At 52.2% G+C, this 20,613-nt stretch carries 18 protein-coding genes; 9 read left to right on the top strand and 9 right to left on the bottom strand.

The window, feature by feature from the left end:
- On the bottom strand, positions 1 to 211 hold a 211-nt coding region (locus tag BZG14_RS06325; RefSeq protein ID WP_198532025.1), incomplete at its 3' end, for a GTPase.
- Positions 212 to 360: 149 nt separating this feature from the next.
- On the opposite strand from BZG14_RS06325, the gene BZG14_RS06320 reads away from it, so the two are divergent.
- The 5 genes from BZG14_RS06320 to hemN all read left to right on the top strand — a co-directional run bounded on the left by BZG14_RS06320 (position 361) and on the right by hemN (position 4,852).
- Positions 361 to 978, top strand: a complete 618-nt coding sequence (locus BZG14_RS06320) for a c-type cytochrome (protein WP_077457399.1) — start codon at positions 361 to 363, stop codon at positions 976 to 978.
- Between the two features lie 668 nt (positions 979 to 1,646).
- Positions 1,647 to 2,288 (top strand): class I SAM-dependent methyltransferase, encoded by a 642-nt coding sequence (locus tag BZG14_RS06315; protein ID WP_077457397.1) that lies wholly within the window; start codon positions 1,647 to 1,649, stop codon positions 2,286 to 2,288.
- A complete protein-coding gene (gene yihI / locus BZG14_RS06310; RefSeq protein ID WP_069360786.1) occupies positions 2,285 to 2,770 on the top strand; it encodes a Der GTPase-activating protein YihI in 486 nt (161 codons plus the stop codon). Before BZG14_RS06315 ends, yihI begins: the two co-directional genes overlap by 4 nt.
- 13 nt (positions 2,771 to 2,783) lie before the next feature.
- Complete coding sequence (locus BZG14_RS06305; protein WP_077457395.1) at positions 2,784 to 3,278, top strand: DUF2489 domain-containing protein; 495 nt, start codon at positions 2,784 to 2,786, stop codon at positions 3,276 to 3,278.
- Between the two features lie 200 nt (positions 3,279 to 3,478).
- Positions 3,479 to 4,852: an oxygen-independent coproporphyrinogen III oxidase gene (gene hemN / locus BZG14_RS06300; protein ID WP_069360788.1), complete on the top strand. Its 1,374-nt coding sequence runs from the start codon at positions 3,479 to 3,481 to the stop codon at positions 4,850 to 4,852.
- 67 nt (positions 4,853 to 4,919) lie between these two features.
- On the opposite strand, the gene add is transcribed toward hemN, so the two are convergent.
- The 6 genes from add to glnA all read right to left on the bottom strand — a co-directional run bounded on the left by add (position 4,920) and on the right by glnA (position 13,308).
- Positions 4,920 to 5,921 (bottom strand): adenosine deaminase, encoded by a 1,002-nt coding sequence (add, locus tag BZG14_RS06295; RefSeq protein ID WP_077608266.1) that lies wholly within the window; start codon positions 5,919 to 5,921, stop codon positions 4,920 to 4,922.
- Between the two features lie 85 nt (positions 5,922 to 6,006).
- Positions 6,007 to 8,559, bottom strand: a complete 2,553-nt coding sequence (locus BZG14_RS06290; protein ID WP_077608265.1) for a bifunctional diguanylate cyclase/phosphodiesterase — start codon at positions 8,557 to 8,559, stop codon at positions 6,007 to 6,009.
- Between the two features lie 111 nt (positions 8,560 to 8,670).
- Positions 8,671 to 10,080 (bottom strand): nitrogen regulation protein NR(I), encoded by a 1,410-nt coding sequence (gene glnG / locus BZG14_RS06285; protein WP_077457389.1) that lies wholly within the window; start codon positions 10,078 to 10,080, stop codon positions 8,671 to 8,673.
- Positions 10,073 to 11,137 carry a nitrogen regulation protein NR(II) gene (gene glnL / locus BZG14_RS06280; RefSeq protein WP_077457387.1) on the bottom strand — a complete coding sequence of 355 codons (1,065 nt, stop codon included), beginning with the start codon at positions 11,135 to 11,137 and terminating at the stop codon, positions 10,073 to 10,075. Before glnL ends, glnG begins: the two co-directional genes overlap by 8 nt.
- A 109-nt stretch (positions 11,138 to 11,246) precedes the next feature.
- Positions 11,247 to 11,819, bottom strand: coding sequence for a DUF4124 domain-containing protein (locus tag BZG14_RS06275; RefSeq protein ID WP_198532024.1), 573 nt, complete (start codon positions 11,817 to 11,819; stop codon positions 11,247 to 11,249).
- A gap of 79 nt (positions 11,820 to 11,898) precedes the next feature.
- A complete protein-coding gene (gene glnA, locus BZG14_RS06270) occupies positions 11,899 to 13,308 on the bottom strand; it encodes a glutamate--ammonia ligase (RefSeq protein WP_069360794.1) in 1,410 nt (469 codons plus the stop codon).
- A 517-nt stretch (positions 13,309 to 13,825) separates the two neighbouring features.
- Between glnA and typA the strand changes: the two genes are divergently transcribed.
- The gene (gene typA / locus BZG14_RS06265; RefSeq protein WP_069360795.1) at positions 13,826 to 15,652 is read left to right on the top strand and encodes a translational GTPase TypA; all 1,827 of its coding nucleotides are present in this window, start codon (positions 13,826 to 13,828) and stop codon (positions 15,650 to 15,652) included.
- A 67-nt stretch (positions 15,653 to 15,719) separates the two neighbouring features.
- Here typA and BZG14_RS06260 read toward each other — a convergent pair whose 3' ends face one another.
- A complete protein-coding gene (locus BZG14_RS06260; protein WP_241824626.1) occupies positions 15,720 to 16,355 on the bottom strand; it encodes a DUF2959 family protein in 636 nt (211 codons plus the stop codon).
- 70 nt (positions 16,356 to 16,425) lie between these two features.
- On the opposite strand from BZG14_RS06260, the gene BZG14_RS06255 reads away from it, so the two are divergent.
- From BZG14_RS06255 to BZG14_RS06245, 3 genes are read left to right on the top strand one after another with little or no spacing between them, the layout of a single operon-like run.
- Positions 16,426 to 17,361, top strand: a complete 936-nt coding sequence (locus BZG14_RS06255) for a virulence factor BrkB family protein (protein ID WP_069360796.1) — start codon at positions 16,426 to 16,428, stop codon at positions 17,359 to 17,361.
- Complete coding sequence (gene dtd / locus BZG14_RS06250; RefSeq protein WP_077608262.1) at positions 17,333 to 17,767, top strand: D-aminoacyl-tRNA deacylase; 435 nt, start codon at positions 17,333 to 17,335, stop codon at positions 17,765 to 17,767. Before BZG14_RS06255 ends, dtd begins: the two co-directional genes overlap by 29 nt.
- 26 nt (positions 17,768 to 17,793) lie before the next feature.
- Positions 17,794 to 18,738 (top strand): bifunctional GNAT family N-acetyltransferase/hotdog fold thioesterase, encoded by a 945-nt coding sequence (locus BZG14_RS06245; protein WP_077608261.1) that lies wholly within the window; start codon positions 17,794 to 17,796, stop codon positions 18,736 to 18,738.
- Here BZG14_RS06245 and BZG14_RS06240 read toward each other — a convergent pair.
- Entirely contained in the window at positions 18,735 to 20,576 is a 1,842-nt protein-coding gene (locus tag BZG14_RS06240; protein ID WP_077608260.1) for an AsmA family protein, read from the bottom strand. The genes BZG14_RS06245 and BZG14_RS06240 overlap by 4 nt on opposite strands.
- Between the last annotated feature and the right edge of the window lie 37 nt (positions 20,577 to 20,613).

Raw genomic sequence — 20,613 nt, 5'->3', positions numbered from 1 at the left:
CCTTAAAGAGGTTAATTAATTGTGTGCGCCCGGGTGTCTTACTGGTCTTTGCTAGGCTCTTTTGGTCACAAAGACGGTTAAGGGAGCTAGACTTACCGGCGTTGGAACGGCCAGCAAACGCAATCTCGATCCCCGTATTATCAGGAAGATGGCGAATGTCGGGTGCGCTGGTAACAAACTGGGTGTTACGGTAATTAAGTGATTGCTCCACTGTTAACTCCGTCTCGTCTTGGTGTAGTAGACTGATTACTTTTGTGTGAATTTGTGTAAAATAACCGTGCTCGGTTTTTGATCGGTAATTGTACCATGACGGTAACTAAGTAGTGGTACTGGAAGCTTGATAATTATAAACGGAATGTCATGAAGAAATTAGCGCTAATATTGACTCTCCTCGCCAGCACTTCAGTCTGGGCCCAAGGAGATGCTGAAGCGGGCAAAGCAAAATCCAATACCTGTGTCGCCTGTCACGGTGCTGACGGTAACAGTGTTTTGCCTGATTACCCAAACTTGGCGGGTCAGCACGCCAACTATCTAGAGAAACAACTGAAAGAATTTAAGCTCGGCGCGCAAAGCGGCGGTGAGCAAGGACGATATAACGCTGTAATGGCTGGCATGGTCGCGCCGCTTTCTGAGCAGGACATGGCAGACTTAGCGGCGTATTATGCAACCTTAACACCCAAGCCTGGTACCACGCCTGAAGGCGCTATCGAGGTAGGTCGCCAGCTCTACATGGCCGGTGATCCTGAGCGCGGTATTGCAGCCTGTACAGCCTGTCACGGTCCTCGCGGGAACGGCACCCCTTCTTCTGGTTTCCCGAAAATTTCTGGCCAGCCTGCGAAGTACCTAGCCAGTCAGTTGAAAATGTTCCGCGCCGGAGAGCGTCATAATGATATGAACAAAATGATGCGGTCGGTCGCGGCGAAGCTGACGGACAAGGAAATTGACGCGCTGTCTAACTACTTAGGCGGGCTACACTAATAACCGAGCCGCTCTGTGAAAACGGTGGTGTGATAAACGCCGCCGTTTTTATCCCTCCCGTTTATTCGCCCTACCATCTCACTAGGCTCGTGCTTTGACATCACACCACGCCGATAGCGATAACAGCGACCTCGTGTGTGAGAGATTGGCTATTTGCTAGCAAGAAAAACACGTTACTTTTTGAAAGATATATTTTTTATCTTCTTAAAATCAGTGCTTTACCTTCATTATCCATTTTCGCTTCTTATTTTATTTGGCGGTCATTCTAGGCAAGCGCGGTCACTGCGATACGCTATCACTATCAACAGGACGTTGGTCTTAAGGACAAGAGACTGAGCCAAGCAAGGCAGATGAGCACCAGGACGGTCTAACCACAGGATGTGGATGTTGCCAAGGTTGGCGCACAAGGATGACGTGACACAGGATGTGTAGTGGGTGTCGAGCGACAAGGGCGCAGGAAGCGACGGATAGGCAGGCATGCTACCCACAATGACAGGATGTTGATACTAAGACGCTAAGCGCCATTTATCAGGGATGAACCCAGTACCAGGACGGACACGATCCGCTTATTATCGCAAGCGCGATACGCGACAGGCTTTATGCCTGTCGCTTTTTTATTGACCCACTTTCTGCTACATTCGCGCCAGCCTTTGGCATAGATGAATGATATGCAGCACTGCCCTTTATGTGAGCACACAACAACCCATCTTTATCATACCGACAAACGCCGTGCGTACTTTCAATGCACGGATTGCGCGTTGGTATTTGTTGATCGCCAAACGCTGCTTGCGCCCGAGGACGAAAAGGCCATTTATGATTTGCACCAAAATCACCCGGAGGACCAAGGCTACCAGCGCTTTTTATCGCGTTTAGCCACACCCTTGCTGGCGCGATTGGCGGTGCCTGCGAGCGGGCTAGACTTTGGCTGTGGTCCAGGGCCCGTGTTGGCGAGTATGTTGCGAGACGCAGGGCATGATGTGGCCTGCTATGATCCCTTCTATGCGCCACAAACCGACGTACTGGATGAATGCTATGACTTTATTACCTGTACGGAGGCGATCGAGCATTTTTATTGGCCGAAGGCGCAGTGGCATCAATGGCTCTCAATGCTTAAACCGGGCGGCTATTTGGGGATTATGACCAAACTGGTTAAGGATCCAGATGCTTTTTCACGCTGGCACTATAAGAACGATCTGACTCACGTTAGCTTTTTTAGTCGCCATACGTTCCAGTTTTTAGCTCACCAAGCTGGCTTGGCGCTCACGTTTATTGGCAACGACGTAATTTTAATGAGGAAACCACAGACATGACGCGTAAAAAGAAAACGCGCCGCGTAGGATCGGAAGGCCCGGCGCAATACGTAGATAAAAACCAGAACGAGCAAGACCGCATTGCGCGAATGCTGAAAAAGCAGAAAAAGCGTAAGGGCAAGAAAGCCGGCTCGCGTCATTCAGAAGAAGACAACAAGCAAGTGCGTCGCAGCGGTGGTAAAAAAGACCCGCGCATTGGCAGTAAAAAGCCGATCCCATTGGGTACGGATGCAGAAAAACCGAAGCAACCCAAACTCACGCCAGAGCAAGAGCTTGCAAAGCTTGAGCAAGACCCACAACTGAACGTGTTGCTGGATCGCATCGAAAATGGTGAGAAGTTGGGCGCGGGCTTGCAAGCTTACGTGGATGAAAAGCTGGATCGGATTGAAGTGCTGATGGATAAACTGGGCCTGCTGACCGACGACAATGAGTTGAATGATGACGATGACCTGCTGGCTAAATTTGAGCAACAGGATGATTAACAAGGAGTAACCGGTGCAGGAGTGGATCTGGATATTGGCAGGACTTGGGGCGCTGATTATTTTGGCGTTGTCGGTGTACGCAGGCGTATTGCTGGCGAAGCTAAAGCGACAAACCAAATGGCAAGCCGAGATGAAAGAGGCAGCGATCAACCAACGCAATGATAAAATCATTGAGAGCGTTGATGTGATTGCGTTTGCCGCACTGCAGGATCAATGCGATTTGTCGGAGGCCGCGATCCGTCTTTACATGATCATGGATCACCTACAAGGCGATAAGCGGGTTGAGTTTGATAGCCGCTATCCGGCCTTGTTTGAATTGTATGAGGCGGTAAAAGATACCCCTCGTGGTGAGGCAAGAAAGGGGCTGAAAAAGAATGAGCGCATGCGACTCGACTTAGACCGAGCCAAACATGAAGCGCGTCTAGAAGAGGCAATAAAAGTGGAGCTCTCAGATATTCTTGCCTTTACTGGGGGTCGCCACATCCCTGATCATATCCTGACACACTGAGTGTGACTGCCTGGAAAGCAGCCGATAACAGCTGCTTTCCACTGTCATTTTGTCCCAATACCCTTATAATTATTAGGCGAAAATCGATCTCGCCGACACTTTCGCAACATCAGTGCGGGTAGTGCTAAACACCTGACTTAAGGCTGTGGCACACTAGACGCTGTTACTCCTTTCCTAAGCGCTTTTGCGGAATGTAAGCCATGTCATCACCACAAATCATTTGGGATCAAGCCCTTATCAATAAGTACAACTATTCAGGGCCCCGTTATACGTCGTACCCGACGGCACTCGAATTTCATGAGGCGTTTGCGCCCGCGGAATTTGATATGGCGTGTAGCCAGTATCCTGAGCGCCCGTTGTCGTTGTATGTGCATATCCCGTTTTGCCACAAACTTTGCTATTACTGTGGCTGCAATAAAGTGGTGACACGGCACCAGCATAAGGCGGATGAGTATCTGGATGCGCTTGAGCACGAGATCCGTCAGCGTGCATTTTTACTTGGCTCACGTCGTGTGACGCAACTGCATTGGGGCGGAGGCACCCCGACGTTTCTCACTAAAGCGCAAATTTCTCGCTTAATGCACTTGCTACGCCAAGAGTTCGACTTTGAAGACGAGGCTGAGATCAGCATCGAGGTCGATCCGCGCGAAATTCCACTCGATATGCTCGATCATCTCCGCGATGAAGGCTTCAATCGTATCAGTATTGGGGTGCAGGACTTTGATAAAAAAGTGCAACAGCTGGTGAACCGAGAGCAAGATGAAGACTTTATTCACGCCTTGGTTGAACGTGCCCGCGAACTGGGCTTCCGCTCCACCAATCTCGATTTGATTTATGGCTTGCCCAGCCAATCGCCAGAGGGGTTTGCCAATACGCTTGAGCAAGTCCTTACCATGCGTCCGGGTCGACTCTCAGTGTTTAATTACGCGCATTTGCCCAACTTGTTCGCGGCGCAGCGCAAAATCAAAGAAGAGGATTTACCCTCACCGGACGCCAAGCTCACCATGTTGCAAGACACCATCAATACGTTGACGGGGGCTGGCTATCAGTTTATCGGCATGGATCATTTTGCTCTGCCTGATGATGAGCTGGCGGTGGCGCAGCGTGAAGGGCGTTTACATCGCAACTTCCAAGGCTATACCACCCAAGGTGACTGTGATCTGCTCGGGCTCGGGGTGTCGGCGATTTCGATGATTGGTGATTGTTACGCGCAGAATCAAAAAGAGATGAAAGCGTATTATCAGCAAGTGGATGCCGAGCGCCATGCCCTATTCAAAGGCGTGATGCTTGAGCCGGATGACCGCATTCGTCGTGATGTGATTAAAGCGCTGATGTGTAATTTCACCCTAGAGAAAGCGGACATTGCGACACGTTACCAGATAGATTTTGATCAGTATTTTGCTGAGGATCTGGCGTTACTGCAGTGCTTTATCGATGATGACTTGGTCCGGGTGACTGATAAAACGATTTCAGTGACCAAAACGGGCCGTATGCTGATCCGCAATATCTGTATGAGCTTTGATGTTTATTTGCGAGATAGAGCGCGTCAGCAACAGTTCTCTCGTGTGATATAAGCAAAAAAAACCGCCCGTTGGCGGTTTTTTTATGGATGACGTTCTCCAGGGAACGCGCGACGAAGACCTAGCGTGTTGCCGCGTGGGCTTTCAGTGCGGCTTTCTCACTATCAGACAAGAAAGCAATCGAAAGGCCATTTTCTTGCAATGCGGTGATTTGCGCCGGCGTTAAGCCCACGGCAGGGGCAGCCACTTCATATTCATAGGGTAATTCAATCCCTTCCACGGCTGGATCGTCAGTATTTAACGAGGCCAGAATGTCATGGTCGAGGAATTGACGCACCGGGTGCTGCGCGAGATCAGCAATGGTGCTGGTTTGGATGTTTGACGTCAGGCAAGTTTCGATACCTATCTGGTGTTTCGCCAAGTAATCCATCAGCGCTGGATCCTCAATGGCTTTCACACCGTGTCCGATTCGGGTGGCGCCGAGTTCGTTGATTGCTTGCCACATACTGGCGGCGCCAGCGGCTTCGCCAGCGTGCACGGTCACTTGCAGGTCGCTGGCCCGCACTTTGGCAAAGTGCTCGGTGAATTGGTCGCCCGGTTGGCCCAGCTCATCACCGGCCAGATCGATGGCCACTAAGTGTGATTTCTGTGTCAGTAGTGCATCCAGCTCGGCCATACAGGCTTTTGTGCCGAAGGTACGGCTCATGATGCCAATCAAGTTGGTTTTCACGCCAAAGTCGCGGCTACCCGCCTGTACACCATCGACCACGGCTTCGACCACGCCTTCTAGTGGTAATTGGTGCTTCAGCGCCATGTAGTAGGGCGAAAAGCGCAGCTCGGCATAATCAATTTGCGCGTTTAAGGCATCTTCTACGTTTTCGTAGGCGACGCGGCGAACGGCATCTAAATCCCCTAATACGGCTACGCCCCAATCGAGCTTAGACAGGAACGCCACTAAATCGGGTTCGTTCTTGACCACCTGCACATGTGGGCGCAGTGACTCGATATCGGTAGCGGGTAGTGGCATCGCAAATTTTTGCCCTAGCGCCAAAATGGTCTCGATACGAATATTGCCGTCCAAGTGACGGTGCAAATCTGTCACGGGTAAGTCTTTTGTTATCATCATCGGTTCCCAGCAGGTGAGTTGGGGCTCAGTATAGCGAGTGACTCTCTTATCGTCAGTAGTCAGTGTGTCGATGACGTGACAGCTATCGCGTGGGGAGCTTATCCGTTACCCGTTCTGTTGGTTGTTCCGCCAAGGGGAGGGGTTTAGCAAACAAGAAGCCTTGTGCAAAGTGGCAACCAATGTCACGCAGCCGTTCGGCTTCTTCCTGGGTTTCTATGCCCTCGGCCACCAGGTGCACATCCATACCGCGTGTCATGGCAACCACGGCTTCAATGATGCGCTGGTTAGTGCTGTTTTCGGTCATCGAGTGAACGAAGCTGCGATCAATCTTAAGGCTGTCAAACGCCATTTGGTGAAGGTATGCCAGCGATGAATAGCCGGTGCCAAAGTCATCGATAGCAATTTTAATTCCCAGCGCGCGGATTTTGGTTAACCCTGAGGTCGCCAAGTGCTCATGACTCATCAGCTGTGACTCAGTGATCTCCAAGGTTAAATTCTCCGCTGGCAGTTGGGTACGATCCAGCACGCTTTGCAGTTTGTCGATAAAGTCGGCCGACAGTAGCTGACGTGCGGATAAATTCACGTGCAGCTGATAATTGGCTGGCCACAAGCCTTTTTGAATCTGCGCCACGGTGTCATAAGCGGCTTGCTCGAGTACCTGCATGCCGATTTGATTGATCAAGCCACTTTGCTCGGCGACGGGAATAAAATCAGCCGGGGAGACCATGCCACGCGTAGGGTGGCGCCAGCGCACCAAGGCTTCCGCGCCGCAGAAGCGKCCATCAAGCAAGCGGACAAAGGGTTGGTAATACACCTCAAATTGATGATGCTGTACGGCGTGATGAAGCTCGAGGAGGAGCCTTGATTGCTCTTGAATCCGTGCCTGCATATTGGCTTCAAAGTACACATACATCGCTGTTTCACTGCGTTTGGCTTCGCTCAATGCGAGACCGGCGTGATCAAGGCCTTCATAAATGGCATCGCCAAAGGTGTAGCCAAAGACTACCCCCGCACACGCGTCGACCAAAACATCATCGTTGCCAATGGTGACAGGGCGCTTAAACAAACTCAGTAACTGATCGACCAATGCCTCTGATTGCGTGCGGTTGGTGGTATTGGGCGCGAGAACGGCGAACTCATCGCCACGCACGCGTGCCAGTAGCATCCCAGAGCCATCGGAGAGGGCGCTGAGTCGATCGGCGATCGCGCATAAAAGCGTGTCCCCGCCTTCTTGTCCAAGGCTATCATTAATGTTGCGAAAGCCGTTGATCCCCAAAATCACCAAGGTATTGGGGGCGTGATAGCGCAAGCCAGCAGCCTGTTCAATCAAGCCTTCACGCGTATAGAGTTGCGTGAGGTTATCTTGGCGGACTTGTTGGCGCAGTGCATTGAACGACTGCTGTAACTTGACCGACATATTGTTAAATGCTTCTTTGAGTATCGAGATTTCCCGCAGGCTTGCGGGCGTGTTGATGCGGTAAGTCAAGTTGCCCGATGCCAGTTTGGCTGCCGCTTCAGCGGTGTCTCTCAATGGGCGAGTCAGTTGGCGTATAATGAAATACACCACCGCAAGCCCGATCAGTGCCATGGTCATCACCAGATAAATGCTGATCTCTTGCTGGCTTAGCAGGTTTTTTAACAGTAGCTGGTCGGGCAGTGCGACCACTACATACCATTGATGCTGAAAGGGAGCGGGCATCGCCACTTGTTTAATGGTGCCATAAAAATGGCCCTTGTCGGCAATATTGAAACTAAAGGGCTTGCCTAAACGGCCGGGTTCGGGCGGCCACGCGTTTGCGACCTGACTAATGGTATTATCGAGGACTGGGTTATGGCTAATATCGGGAAAATGCAAGATATTGCTGGGGCTCTCTTGGCCACTGTGGGCGATCATCCGACCCTCATCGTCGACAATAAATAATGCCCCCCCAAGTTTTTGTTGACGCTCACTTAAGAAGCGATTAAACGCATTGAGCTTGATGTCGCTGGCGACCACGCCCCACACATTATCATTGACCATCACCGGGGCAATCGCCGATAAGGAGACTTCGCCGACCTCATCGGCATCACGGTAAATGTCGGTCCAGCGCGGCTGCTCGCGATTGAAAGCAGGAATGTACCATGGTCGGATGCGTGGATCGTAGTAGTTGTCTTGATAAATGACGTTAGCGTTTGGCGTGCGGCCATCAAAAATACGCRGCGTACCCTGGGTCGCGTCACTTTGCTCCATCAAAATATATTGACCGGCTTGGCTTTTACGGTAGCCGAAATATTCGCCCTCGGCATCGACGCCAATGCTTAATACCTGCATGTAAGGCATGGCTTGGTAGAGGGAGGTGTAGCTATTGAGAAGATAATCACGCAGCCCTGCGTCAGTTATTGGCGCATCGCCAAGCCGGGCGGCTAGGCTGTCGGCGACAAAAATGTTGGCATTAAAGGGGTGAGCAAGATACTGGCGCAAGTCTCGCTCAATACCGACGGAGTAATCCTCGAGTAATAACTTGCCGACAAATTGCGAGCTGGCGCGATAGTGGTTGTTGATGGTAATAATGATCACGACCAGCGTGAGTGTTAGGACGAGAAACACGGGGAGCATCACGGCAGCGCGTATCGACAATGGGCGTAAGTTTCTCATCAGGACAGCAACTTTACTCTTATAAAAAAAACAACATGATTGTTAGATTTTACCTCAATCTCTTTACTTAAATTTAGCAGAGGTTCAAAGAGTGTCAGTTTCAATAATGAGTTAAGACTCAATATTTAGCTCTTTGAGTTTACGTGTCAGGGTATTACGCCCCCATCCTAAAATTTTAGCTGCCTCTTGTTTGTGGCCATGCGTGTGCTTGAGCGCCGATTGCAACAAGATGCGTTCAACACTGGGGAGCGCTTGTTGCAAAATACCATGTTGTCCTTGTGTTATCGCATCTTGCGCCCAATGCGTGAGAGCCTGCTGCCAATCATGGGCTTCATTGTCGGTCATAGCGCTGGGCTGGTTGAGCAGCTCCCTTGGGAGATCGGAGGGCAGCACCTCCTTACTGCTGGCCATCACGGTCAGCCAGCGGCAGGTGTTTTCTAGCTGGCGGACGTTACCCGGCCAAGGTAACTGGCTCATCATGGTTTCTGTGTCTGGGTGGAGTTGCTTGGCTTCGACATCTAGCTCTTTGGCCGCGCGGGCAAGAAAATGCTGACACAGCTGGGGAATATCTTGGCGCCTGTCTTTGAGTGAGGGGAGATGAACGCGGATCACGTTCAAGCGGTGAAACAAGTCGTCTCGGAAACTGCCTTCTGTCACCAAGCGTTCAAGATCTTGGTGGGTCGCCGCGATAATGCGCACATCCACATCGACCGCCGCGTGACCGCCGACCCGATAGAATTGACCATCCGCCAGCACACGCAGTAAACGCGTTTGCACATCCAATGGCATATCGCCAATTTCATCCAAAAAGAGGGTGCCGCCATTGGCTTGCTCAAAGCGTCCTTGCCTGACCGCATTGGCCCCCGTAAACGCCCCTTTTTCATGACCAAACAGCTCAGATTCAATCAAATCTTTGGGAATGGCGGCCATATTCAGAGCGATAAAGGCTTGATTGGTCCGCGGACTATGACGATGTAGCGCTTGGGCGACCAGCTCCTTACCTGTACCCGACTCACCATTGATTAATACCGAAATCGAGGAGCGTGACAGCCGGCCAATGGCGCGAAACACTTCTTGCATCGCGGGAGCCTCGCCGATGATCTCGGGTGTCTGTGTTTGCGGCTGTCGTGACGTTTGTTGCTTTTGCTGCTCTTTATAGTGGGCCAGCGCGCGCTCAACCAGGGCCAGCGCTTCATCAATATCGAACGGCTTGGGCAGGTATTCAAACGCGCCTTTTTGATAGGCGTTGACCGCGGCATCTAAATCCGAGTGCGCGGTCATGATGATCACGGGTAAGTCAGGGTGCTGCTCATGTACCGCTTTTAGCAGCGCCAGCCCATCGCTACCTGGCATGCGAATATCGGAGACCAACACATCAGGGCGACGTTCATGCAGGGCACTGAGTACATTTTCAGCATTGCTAAACGTATCGCAGGTGAGGCCGGCAGCACTGAGGGTGCGTTCCATCACCCAACGAATGGAGCTGTCATCATCAACAATCCAAATGGTCCCTTTACTCATGTGGCGTGTCCTTTTCTATGATTGGCAATTGGATGGTGAAGCAGGTATGGCCTGGCCAGCTATTCACGTCAATTTTCCCTTGATGCTGATCGATTAAATGATGAGTGATGGCGAGTCCAAGCCCATTGCCGTCAGCCTTGCTGGTGACCATGGGGTAGAACAAGGTGTCTTGCAGATGCGGCGCGATCCCGGGCCCATTGTCGATGATTTCAATTTGCGCGACCACCCGGTGACGCTCGCCATGGATCACGGTTTGAAAGCCTGTGCGCGTGCGCAAGGTGAGCCGCGCGTTTGGCTGACCACTTATCGCATCCGCCGCATTAGTGGCGACGTTGAGAATCGCTTGCTCCAGCTGCTCAGGATCCATCTCAAAATCAGGTAAGCTGGGATCATAATCGCGAATGATCTGGATGCCTTCGTGGTTATCGAGGCTGATCAATTGGCGGACTTTTTCCAATACCACGTGAATATTTTGTCGTTGGCGCAACCCAGGACGCTGTGGTCCCAGTAAACGGTCGACTAAGTTTCGCAATCGGTCGGCTTGCTCGATAATAATCTGGGTATATTCCGCTAAGCTCGCATCAGGCAGCATCTTTTCTAGCAGCTGTGCCGCGCCGCGTAAGCCGCCAAGAGGGTTTTTTATTTCATGCGCCAAGCCGCGTACCAACTCTTTTGCCGCTTGTTGTTGTGCTTTTTGGGTCAGCTCCTTACTGATCCTTTGCTGTTGGCTGACCACATTCACTTCCAGTAGCAGCCGCCCTTCGTCCTCTTGATCAAATAGCGGACTGGCACTGAGTTGCACCTTTTGTGGCTGACCGTCCACCACCCAGGTCACATCACTGTCCGTCAAGCTCTGCCCCGCCCGTGTGGTGTTGGCAATTTGTGCCCAGTCGACGCTGGCGTGCTGAATTTGCTCGGTGAGCGGCCGCGTCAGCAAGCGCCTGGCACTTTGATGCATCAGCTGCTCGGCGGCCGCGTTGACGTACTGAATACGCCATTGGCTATCCACCACAATAATGGCGGTGAGGAGGTGGTCGAACAGTTGAGCGGGTGCCATCCGTGTTGCGTCCTTGTTTGCACTGATTTGGTGCATTGAGTGTAATCGAGATCCTTGCTTGATGCAGCTTGCACTGCTGGGTTTGTGAATGCATCGGCGTTGTCGTGGGTTAATCATGCGCGCGATGTGGCTGATTCACGTGGGCGCGATGCAAATACACCTGATGTTCAGAGGACGATGCAATTATCTTGCCGTTTTCTAAAACGCGCACTTTAAAGCGATGGGTGCCTCTGTCTACCGGGCCGAGGTGCCATTGCAGTGTGAGCTGTGAGGCGCTGCGCGTCTGCTCAGGGTGAGCCTGAACGGGTTGACCGTCCATCACCAGCTGCACGCGATCGCTTGGGGAAGCCGCCGGGGCCAGAATGGCTTTTACGGAAACCTTGCCGGGGTTGCTGCGCAACGTCGCGCCATCACTGGGGTGAACCAGTGTGATCGTCACCTTTGATTGATGTGTGGGCGTGGGGGGTGTCTGCGGCGGTTGCGTTAACGGTGGCGATACCGGCGAGGGCGCGTAATGGCGCACTTGGTGGGGCGCGTTGGGAGGCTGATCACTAATATGCCATTGTCCGTTTTGATCCTGCCATTGGTAAACCGTGCCAGCCTGGCAGGTGACAGTGAGGCCGAGCACGATAATGGTTAGCCAGCGCATCGCTTCCCCTTTTTTATCTGCAGATAGTGGCAATGATAAGCGAGATGGCGCGGGTAAAAAGCACAAAAAAGCCCACCTGCGAGGTGGGCTACAATTTGGGTTGTTTGCGCGCTTATACCGAGTAGTACAGCTCGAATTCCACGGGATGAGTGGTCATTTGGATACGCTCAACATCTTCGCCCTTCAGCGCGATGTAAGAGTCAATGAAGTCATCCGAGAACACACCACCAGCGGTTAGGAACTCGCGGTCATCGTCAAGGGCCTGTAGTGCCTCTTTAAGGGACTCAGCGACGGTTGGGATTTCCGCTGCTTCTTCTGCAGGCAAGTCGTACAAGTCTTTATCCATGGCATCGCCAGGGTGGATCTTGTTTTTAATCCCGTCGAGGCCAGCCATTAGCATGGCGGCGAAGCAGAGATACGGGTTGGCCGTTGGATCGGCAAAGCGCAGCTCAATACGGCGAGCTTTCGGGCTCGGCACCACTGGGATACGGATTGATGCTGAGCGGTTACGTGCCGAGTAAGCCAACATAACCGGTGCTTCAAAGCCTGGGACCAGACGCTTATACGAGTTGGTTGAGGCGTTGGCGAAGGCGTTGATCGCACGTGCGTGTTTGATGACACCGCCAATATAATACAGCGCGGTTTCAGACAAGCCGCCATATTTATCACCGGCAAACAGGTTTTGCCCATCTTTGGCAAGCGACTGGTGGACGTGCATCCCTGAGCCGTTGTCACCAACCAGTGGCTTAGGCATAAAGGTTGCCGTTTTACCAAAGGCGTGCGCAACGTTATGCACCACGTATTTGTAGATTTGGATTTCGTCGGCTTTGGTGGTCAAGGTGTTGAAACGGGTAGCAATTTCATTCTGACCTGCTGTCGCCACCTCGTGGTGGTGCGCTTCAACCACTAGGCCCATTTCTTCCATCACTAATGACATGGCAGAGCGGATGTCTTGTGATGAGTCAACGGGGGCAACCGGGAAGTAGCCGCCTTTTACGCCTGGACGGTGACCTTTGTTTCCCCCTTCGAGGGCGGTACCTGAGTTCCAGCTTGCCTCGACGTCGTCAATTTTATAGAACGAGCCGGCCATATCGGTGGCAAATTTAACGTCATCGAATAAGAAGAACTCTGGTTCAGGACCGATCAATACGGTGTCGGCGATGCCAGATGCGCGCATGTAATCTTCTGCACGTTTAGCAATCGAGCGAGGATCGCGGTCGTAGCCTTGCATGGTTGAGGGCTCGAGAATGTCACAACGGATATTCAGGGTGCTTTCCTCGGTAAAGGGGTCAAGCACGGCCGAACTGGCGTCTGGCATCATCACCATGTCTGATTCATTAATGCCTTTCCAGCCCGCAACCGATGAGCCATCAAACATTTTGCCTTCTTCAAAGAAGTCATCATCAATTTGATGCGAGGGAATAGAAACATGTTGCTCTTTACCTTTGGTATCGGTAAAGCGCAGGTCGATGAATTTCACCTCGTTTTCTTGGATCAGTGCGAGCACGTTTTCTACTGACATGTGAAATAACCTCCGGTGTCAAATTGAGTAAATAGCGCGTTGGCTCCTTGCTGCATGACAAAGCGAAAACCGTGCCAACAATTTTAAACCGCGCCAAACGGCGTTTAACGCGATAAAATCGTGTGCAGCCTTGTTCAAAAGCGTGCAGTTTGCACCATTATGGTGCGCCTTTGATCGCATCTGGTGCAAGGGGCAAAGACGGTGCGTCGCTTTGCACGAGATGCGTGCATGCGTCGCCCCCCTCTTTGTAGCAGACATTGCATGACAAGAGTGTGGGCGGTCTTTAAAAATTCATTTTTTCCCCAATCACGATGAATCCTTGTATTTGCACAATAAATAACCAGTTGTGCCCGGGTGAAACCCGGGGGACGGTGAGCCAATTCACATAATAAGGTGGGTTTTGCGACAAAATCTGGTACATTACGGCCGTTTTTTTAATCAGGTGGCGGTGCCGTCGTGTTAGCATAGCTTGCCAACTTCGGCGCGCGCCCCGTCTATCGAGTGAAAAAGAGAGTCCATGACCAACATACAGACAGATAAATTAAGAAATATCGCCATTATTGCCCACGTTGACCACGGTAAAACCACGCTAGTGGATAAGCTGCTGCAGCAATCCGGTACGCTGGCTTCCCGCGGTGAGGTGGAAGAGCGTGTCATGGACTCAAACGACATTGAGAAAGAGCGTGGCATTACCATCTTGGCCAAGAACACGGCCATTAACTGGAATGACTACCGCATTAACATCGTTGATACGCCGGGACACGCCGACTTTGGTGGTGAAGTTGAGCGCATCATGTCGATGGTTGATTCGGTATTGCTGGTGGTGGACGCAGTAGACGGTCCAATGCCGCAAACCCGTTTTGTGACCCAAAAAGCCTTCTCTCATGGCCTAAAGCCGATTGTGGTTATCAACAAGATTGACCGCCCAGGTGCGCGCCCGGATTGGGTGATGGATCAAGTGTTTGATTTGTTTGACACATTAGGTGCATCCGATGAGCAATTGGATTTCCAAGTGGTTTATGCGTCAGCCCTTAATGGCTGGGCGAGTCTAGAAGAAACCACAGAAGGCGAGGATATGGAGCCGCTGTTCAACGCGATCGTTGATAACGTTGACGCGCCTGACGTTGATATCACCACGCCGCTGCAAATGCAGGTGTCTCAGCTGGATTATAACTCTTATGTGGGTGTGATCGGCGTGGGTCGTATCACACGTGGTTCGGTTAAGCCGAATCAGCAAGTGACGATTGTAAGCGCCGATGGCAGCAAGCGTAATGGCAAAGTGGGCAGTGTTTTAGGCTACATGGGCCTTGAGCGTCATGACGTTGATGAAGCCTCTGCCGGCGACATTATTGCGATTACCGGTTTGGGTGAGCTGAAAATCTCAGACACGATTTGCGATCCAAGCAATGTGGAAGCGCTGCCTGCACTGACTGTGGATGAGCCCACTGTGACCATGACTTTCCAGGTCAATACCTCACCGTTTGCAGGGCTGGAAGGTAAATACGTCACTTCACGTAACATTCTCGAGCGTCTGCAAAAAGAGTTGGTTCACAACGTGGCACTGCGCGTCGAAGAGACAGATAACCCGGATAAATTCCGTGTCTCTGGCCGTGGTGAATTGCACTTATCGATTTTGATCGAGAACATGCGCCGTGAAGGCTTTGAGCTGGCGGTATCGCGCCCAGAAGTGATCATCAAAGAAGAAAACGGCGAGAAGCTCGAACCGTTTGAGACGGTGACCATTGACGTACTGGAAGAGCATCAAGGTGGCGTGATGGAAAGTATCGGCCTGCGTAAAGGTGAGCTGACGAACATGCTGCCAGACGGCAAAGGCCGTGTGCGCATGGACTTTGTGATGCCATCTCGTGGCCTGATTGGTTTCCAAACAGAGTTCTTAACGCTGACCTCGGGCTCAGGCCTGATTTATCATACCTTTGACCACTACGGTAAGTACAAAGGTGGAGATATTGGCCAGCGCATTAATGGTGTGTTGATCTCAAACGCAGCGGGTAAAGCACTGACTTACGCCCTATTTAACTTGCAAGACCGCGGACGCTTGTTTGCCGAGCACGGTGACGAAGTATACGAAGGTCAGGTGATTGGTATTCATAATCGTGCCAACGATCTGACAGTTAACTGTTTGAAAGGTAAGCAGCTGACCAACGTTCGTGCCTCAGGGACCGATGACGCGCAGGTATTAAGCCCAGCGATCAAGTACACCTTGGAGCAGGCGCTTGAGTTTATCGATGATGATGAACTGGTTGAAGCGACGCCGGAGAGCATTCGTATCCGTAAGAAGCTATTGACCGAAACCGAGCGTAAGCGCGCAGGTCGTAAAGGTTAATCACGCGGGCATCACCGCGCGATATGGACAAAGGGCACCCTCGGGTGCCTTTTTTATTGGCTAGCGTTTAATTGAGGGTTTGGATAAAGCGATTTGACGCTTGGATGGCGCGTTGCATGTCAGCGACTGCGCGATCTATCTCGCCCGAAAGGGCATCCAGCTCACCTTGTAACGCACCAATTGCGCGGGCATTGAGGTTGTGTTTGAGATAAAGCCGGTTATCTTGCAGCGTGTTCAGTACCGGTGTCATGGTTTGTTCGGCACGACGCATGGCATCACGCAGTCGCTCGTATTCCTCACGAGTCTGGCGTAAGCGCTGCTCACTATCACGCTGCAGGCGTCGGTTGGTGTACAAGTCTAATTCGTCTTCCCACTCATCAAACAGCGCTTCAGAGACAGACTCAAGGGCATCGATGCGTTCACGCACGTGGGTGACGGCTTCGTGGCTTGTTTGATACTGGCTATCCACTGCGTCGTAGGCGGCTTGTAGCTCCCCACCGTCAAACTGGGTGAGCTGGCTCAAAGCTTGCCGTGCATTTTTAAACTGAGATTGCGCCGCTTGCTGCGCATCAGCCGCGTCTTCGACTCTGTCGACCATGATATCGCGTTTATGGATGCCCACTTGCTCCATGGCTGAGTAATAGGCAGACTGACAGCCGGTGAGTAGGGTTAAGCCGATAGCAAACAGAAAGATAACCCGCACAGGCAACTCCTTAATCATAAATCATGTACACTCATTACGCTTAAGGCTAACACAAGGTTAAGGTGGAAGGATGCGCAAAATTGGGATCCTGGATGAGAAGACGTGGTGTCATCACCGTGATTGGTTGATGGCGATGCTGGCCCATTTATGGCGGCGTATGGGCGAAGATCGGCTCACGGTGAGTGCGGGCCATATGGCGTATGTCACGCTGCTATCCCTTGTGCCGTTAGTGACGGTGGTGTTATCCGCCTTTTCGAGTTTCCCTGGCTTTTCCGAGGTGGGAGACACCTTACAGCAGTTTGTGATCAACAACTTTGTGCCGGCGGCTGGCGAGGTGGTTGCACGCTACCTTAATGAGTTTGTGGCCAATGCCGGTAAAATGACGGCAGTGGGGGTGAGCTTTTTGTTTGTGGTGGCCATTATGCTTATTTCGGCGATCGATAAGAGCTTGAACCACACCTTTAAGATTCAGACCAAGCGACCCACAATGATCGCCTTTTCCATCTATTGGATGGTGCTGACCTTAGGGCCGATTCTTATTGGCACCAGTATTGCGTTGAGCTCCTATCTTACCTCGCTGTCGTTATTACAAAGTGGGATTGCCAACGATTTATTTACCACCTTACTACGCATTTTGCCCTTTATCCTGACCACATTGACCTTCACGGGGCTTTATACCTTGGTGCCCAATACGCGCGTGCGTCTGCGTCATGCCTTTGTGGGAGCGGCGGTGGCGAGTATCCTGTTTGAATTAAGCAAGAAAGTCTTCGCCTTGTATGTCACCCATTTTCCRTCGTATCAACTGATTTATGGGGCCCTGGCAGTGATCCCGATTCTCTTTGTCTGGGTGTATTTTAGTTGGTGTATCGTATTGTTTGGTGCCCAAGTGACGGCGACGCTGAGAGAATCTGAACGCTGGTGGTCGCGCGCTCAAGATGCGTCATCTGTCCCTTTAACCATGGAAAAAGAGGAAACCCATGATCGCCCTCATTCAACGCGTGAGTGAAGCCAGTGTGACCGTAGAAGGTACGACGCTGGGCTGTATAGGAAAAGGCTTGGTGGTGCTGCTAGGGGTCGAAAAAGGCGACACCGAGACTCAGGCAGCCAAACTGGCGCATAAAGTGCGCGGTTATCGTGTCTTTGAAGACGACGAAGGAAAAATGAACCTCAATGTGTCACAGGCGGGAGGCGAGTTACTGGTGGTCTCTCAGTTCACCCTCGCGGCTGACACGAAAAAAGGAATGCGTCCAAGTTTTTCAGGCGCATCACCCGCCGACGCTGAACGCCTGTATAAGGTGTTTTGTCACGATTGTCAGCAGGCCGGTGTGAAGACGCAAACCGGTCAGTTTGCCGCGGATATGAAAGTCAGCTTGGTCAATGATGGGCCGGTGACTTTCTGGCTTCAGGTATAATGTGCGCCTAACAGGGAGAGATAGGCATGTTTAAAATCGTCACGCCACGCACAGAGCAAGAGCTTGAGCGTTATTATGACTTTCGCTATCGCATGTTGCGAGAGCCTTGGCATGCGCCGCGCGGCTCAGAGCGCGATGCCTATGATAGCAATGCCTGTCATCGAATGATTGTCGACAGTGACGATGATCCCGTCGCCATCGGGCGTCTTTACTTAACCCCAGACAATGATGGACAGATCCGCTATATGGCTGTCTCTCCCGATTTTCGTAATCGTGGCCTCGGGGCGCTCATATTAATGGCGCTGGAGTCGTTGGCGCGGCAAGAGGGAGCCAAGCGTCTTGTGTGTCGTGCCCGAGAAGAGGCGGTGAGCTTTTATGCACAACACGACTTTATGCGTCAGGGAGATCTCAGTGATGAACGCGGGCCGATCCGTCATCAACAGATGGTGAAACCTTTAGACCCTTTGTCTGATGTAGTGCGTCATCCTGAGTGGTGTACCGAACTACAGCAGCGCTGGCAAGAGCAAATCCCCATCAGTGATAAAATGGGGGTACAGATCAGCCAATTCACCGGCTATCACTTTGAAGTGTGTGCCAATTTAAATGCCAACCTGAATCCGCGTCATACCATGTTTGCGGGCAGTATTTTTAGTCTTGCCACGCTCGCGGGGTGGGGGATGGTATGGCTGTTGATGAAAGAGCGCCAACTCAGCGCGGATATCGTCCTCGCAGACAGCCATATTCGCTACCGCAGCCCAGTGGCAGAACGGCCAAGGGCGAGTGTCTCGCTGGATAACTTGAGCGGTGAGCTGGATAGGCTGGAAAATGGTCGCCGCGCGCGTGTCACGCTCGACGTTGAGTTTTTTAGTGGCGACGATAAGGCCGGCGTGTTTACCGGCACCTACGTATTGCTGCCATCAGACGATGGCGCCACCGCACAGCCTGCGCCTCAGTTGGCACTACTGCGTTAACGCACCCTTGGGGTGGCGGTTTGATAAATCGGCCAATCAATCGACACGGATGTATCCCCCTGAAGAATGCCCGTGATATCGCCACGATCGGCTTTTAGAGAAAGTTGAGCAAATGGGAACGACTGCGACTGACGCTGTTTGGCCGGCGTTTTTTGAAACCACCCAGAAATTCGCGCTGGCCAGCCTTTATCTGGCATGACATCCGCGTGGCCATCTAATAGGGTGGCAGCGAGTGTGCCACTTAAGCCTACGTTGAAACTTTCAGTATCAGACGCCAGCCCAGACCATTGCCCTTGAAGATCGTGAAATCCGCTTAAAGGCAGCGGCCAGTTGAACCATGATTGATAAAGGGATAAGGGGACGTTGAGGCCGTCAACCTGGAATGACCACGGTAGGCTCGGTGTGTTGTAGTTCCACTGGCCAGAGGCCGCCAATTGCCCGTCAGGAAAGCCCAATAGTAATTGACGTAAGTTGACGTGACCGTCGTTCGCTTCTAACCGCAAATAAGGCTCTGCTAGCCATTGTTGGTTGATGCTGGCATAGCTGGCGCTTGCGGTGAGCGTGCCATCACGCAGTTGCCACTGTTGGTCGCGACTGACACGCAGGTCGCGACCGTCAATATCAATGCCATCCACTTTGACGGGAAACTGCGGCGATAACGCCAACCACTCATTGTGTTTGAGCGACAGATCGGTCACGACGATATAGTGCGGCCAATCTGGCAATGCGCTTATCAGCGGGCTAAGCCGTTCGCGGCTGAGAGTGAGGCCATTCGCGCGTAGCCTATCTATTTGCCAAGTCTGGGGAGAAAATTGGCCGGAAATCGCGATAAACCCTTCGTGCCACTGGCTAGTGAGTTGGTTGACTATCCAATTGTCACCGCGACGTTCCAGCTCCCCTAGAGGCTGCTCCCACGTGTGTCCTTGCCAACGGATATAGTCGGCATTAAACGAAGCGCGTAGCTGAGGCTGATGCCACCAAGGCGATTGAGGCGAAAACACTAATTGTTCCGCTGACAAGGTCAGGGCATTAACCGATAGCCGATCTGTTTCGGCACTGAGTTGACGAACGTCGGCACGATCGATGGTGAGTTGGGCGTCGGACGGCCAATGTGACAAGGCCTCGCGAAGCTGCTGTTGTGTTTGCTCACTGTCTACGATGGCATTGCTAATGGTCAATTGGCTCAAGGCGAGTACACCAGGTTGCCATTGCCCTTGGGCGCTAAAGGCCGCACGTTGCCATTGAAATGAGAGCCCATTCAGTTGCCACCCTTTAGGGGAGGGAGTGGCATCCAGAAGCGCATGAGAGAGCGTGAGGCCGTGCCAATCGATATGTTTGGCTTCCCATTGTGCGCGACCACGGACCGACCCCCATGGTGAGTCGCCCTTTTGCCATTCATCAAGCTGGGCACTCACGTGGCGCGCTTGCCAACCTTGCCCAATGAGATCTAAGTCGTTGAACAAGACACGGCCGATTTGCACAGACGCAGGCAACATCTCTAGGCTAGGCGGCGTGCTCTCAGTCAGATCGATAGCCAGACCATCAATACGCAGCCAATGAATGCGTGGCAATCGCGTGGCATCGAGCTGCACGCGCAGGCGGTCGGCTTGCCAATGTTGGGGACCGACGCGATAGCTAGGCTTGGTGAGGGTCAAACTCAGTGGTTGACGCCAATGATAGACCACCTGTTTGGCGGAGAGATCGCCTGGCAGCCAAGGCGAGACAACATGATGAAGCAGCGCGGTGCTATAACGCGTGTGAAAGAGAACTGCTAACACCAATAATGCGGTGACACAGAGAATGAAAAAGCTGGCGAACAGTTTGGCCAGGATGCGCATGAACCAACCCTATCAAGGCAATCAGTAGCAATAAGAC

Origin of the sequence: Salinivibrio sp. IB282 (assembly GCF_001995685.1) — a bacterium.
In the GTDB taxonomy this organism is placed as follows: Bacteria; Pseudomonadota; Gammaproteobacteria; order Enterobacterales; family Vibrionaceae; genus Salinivibrio; species Salinivibrio kushneri.
This window is presented reverse-complemented; position numbering and strand designations above follow the sequence as displayed.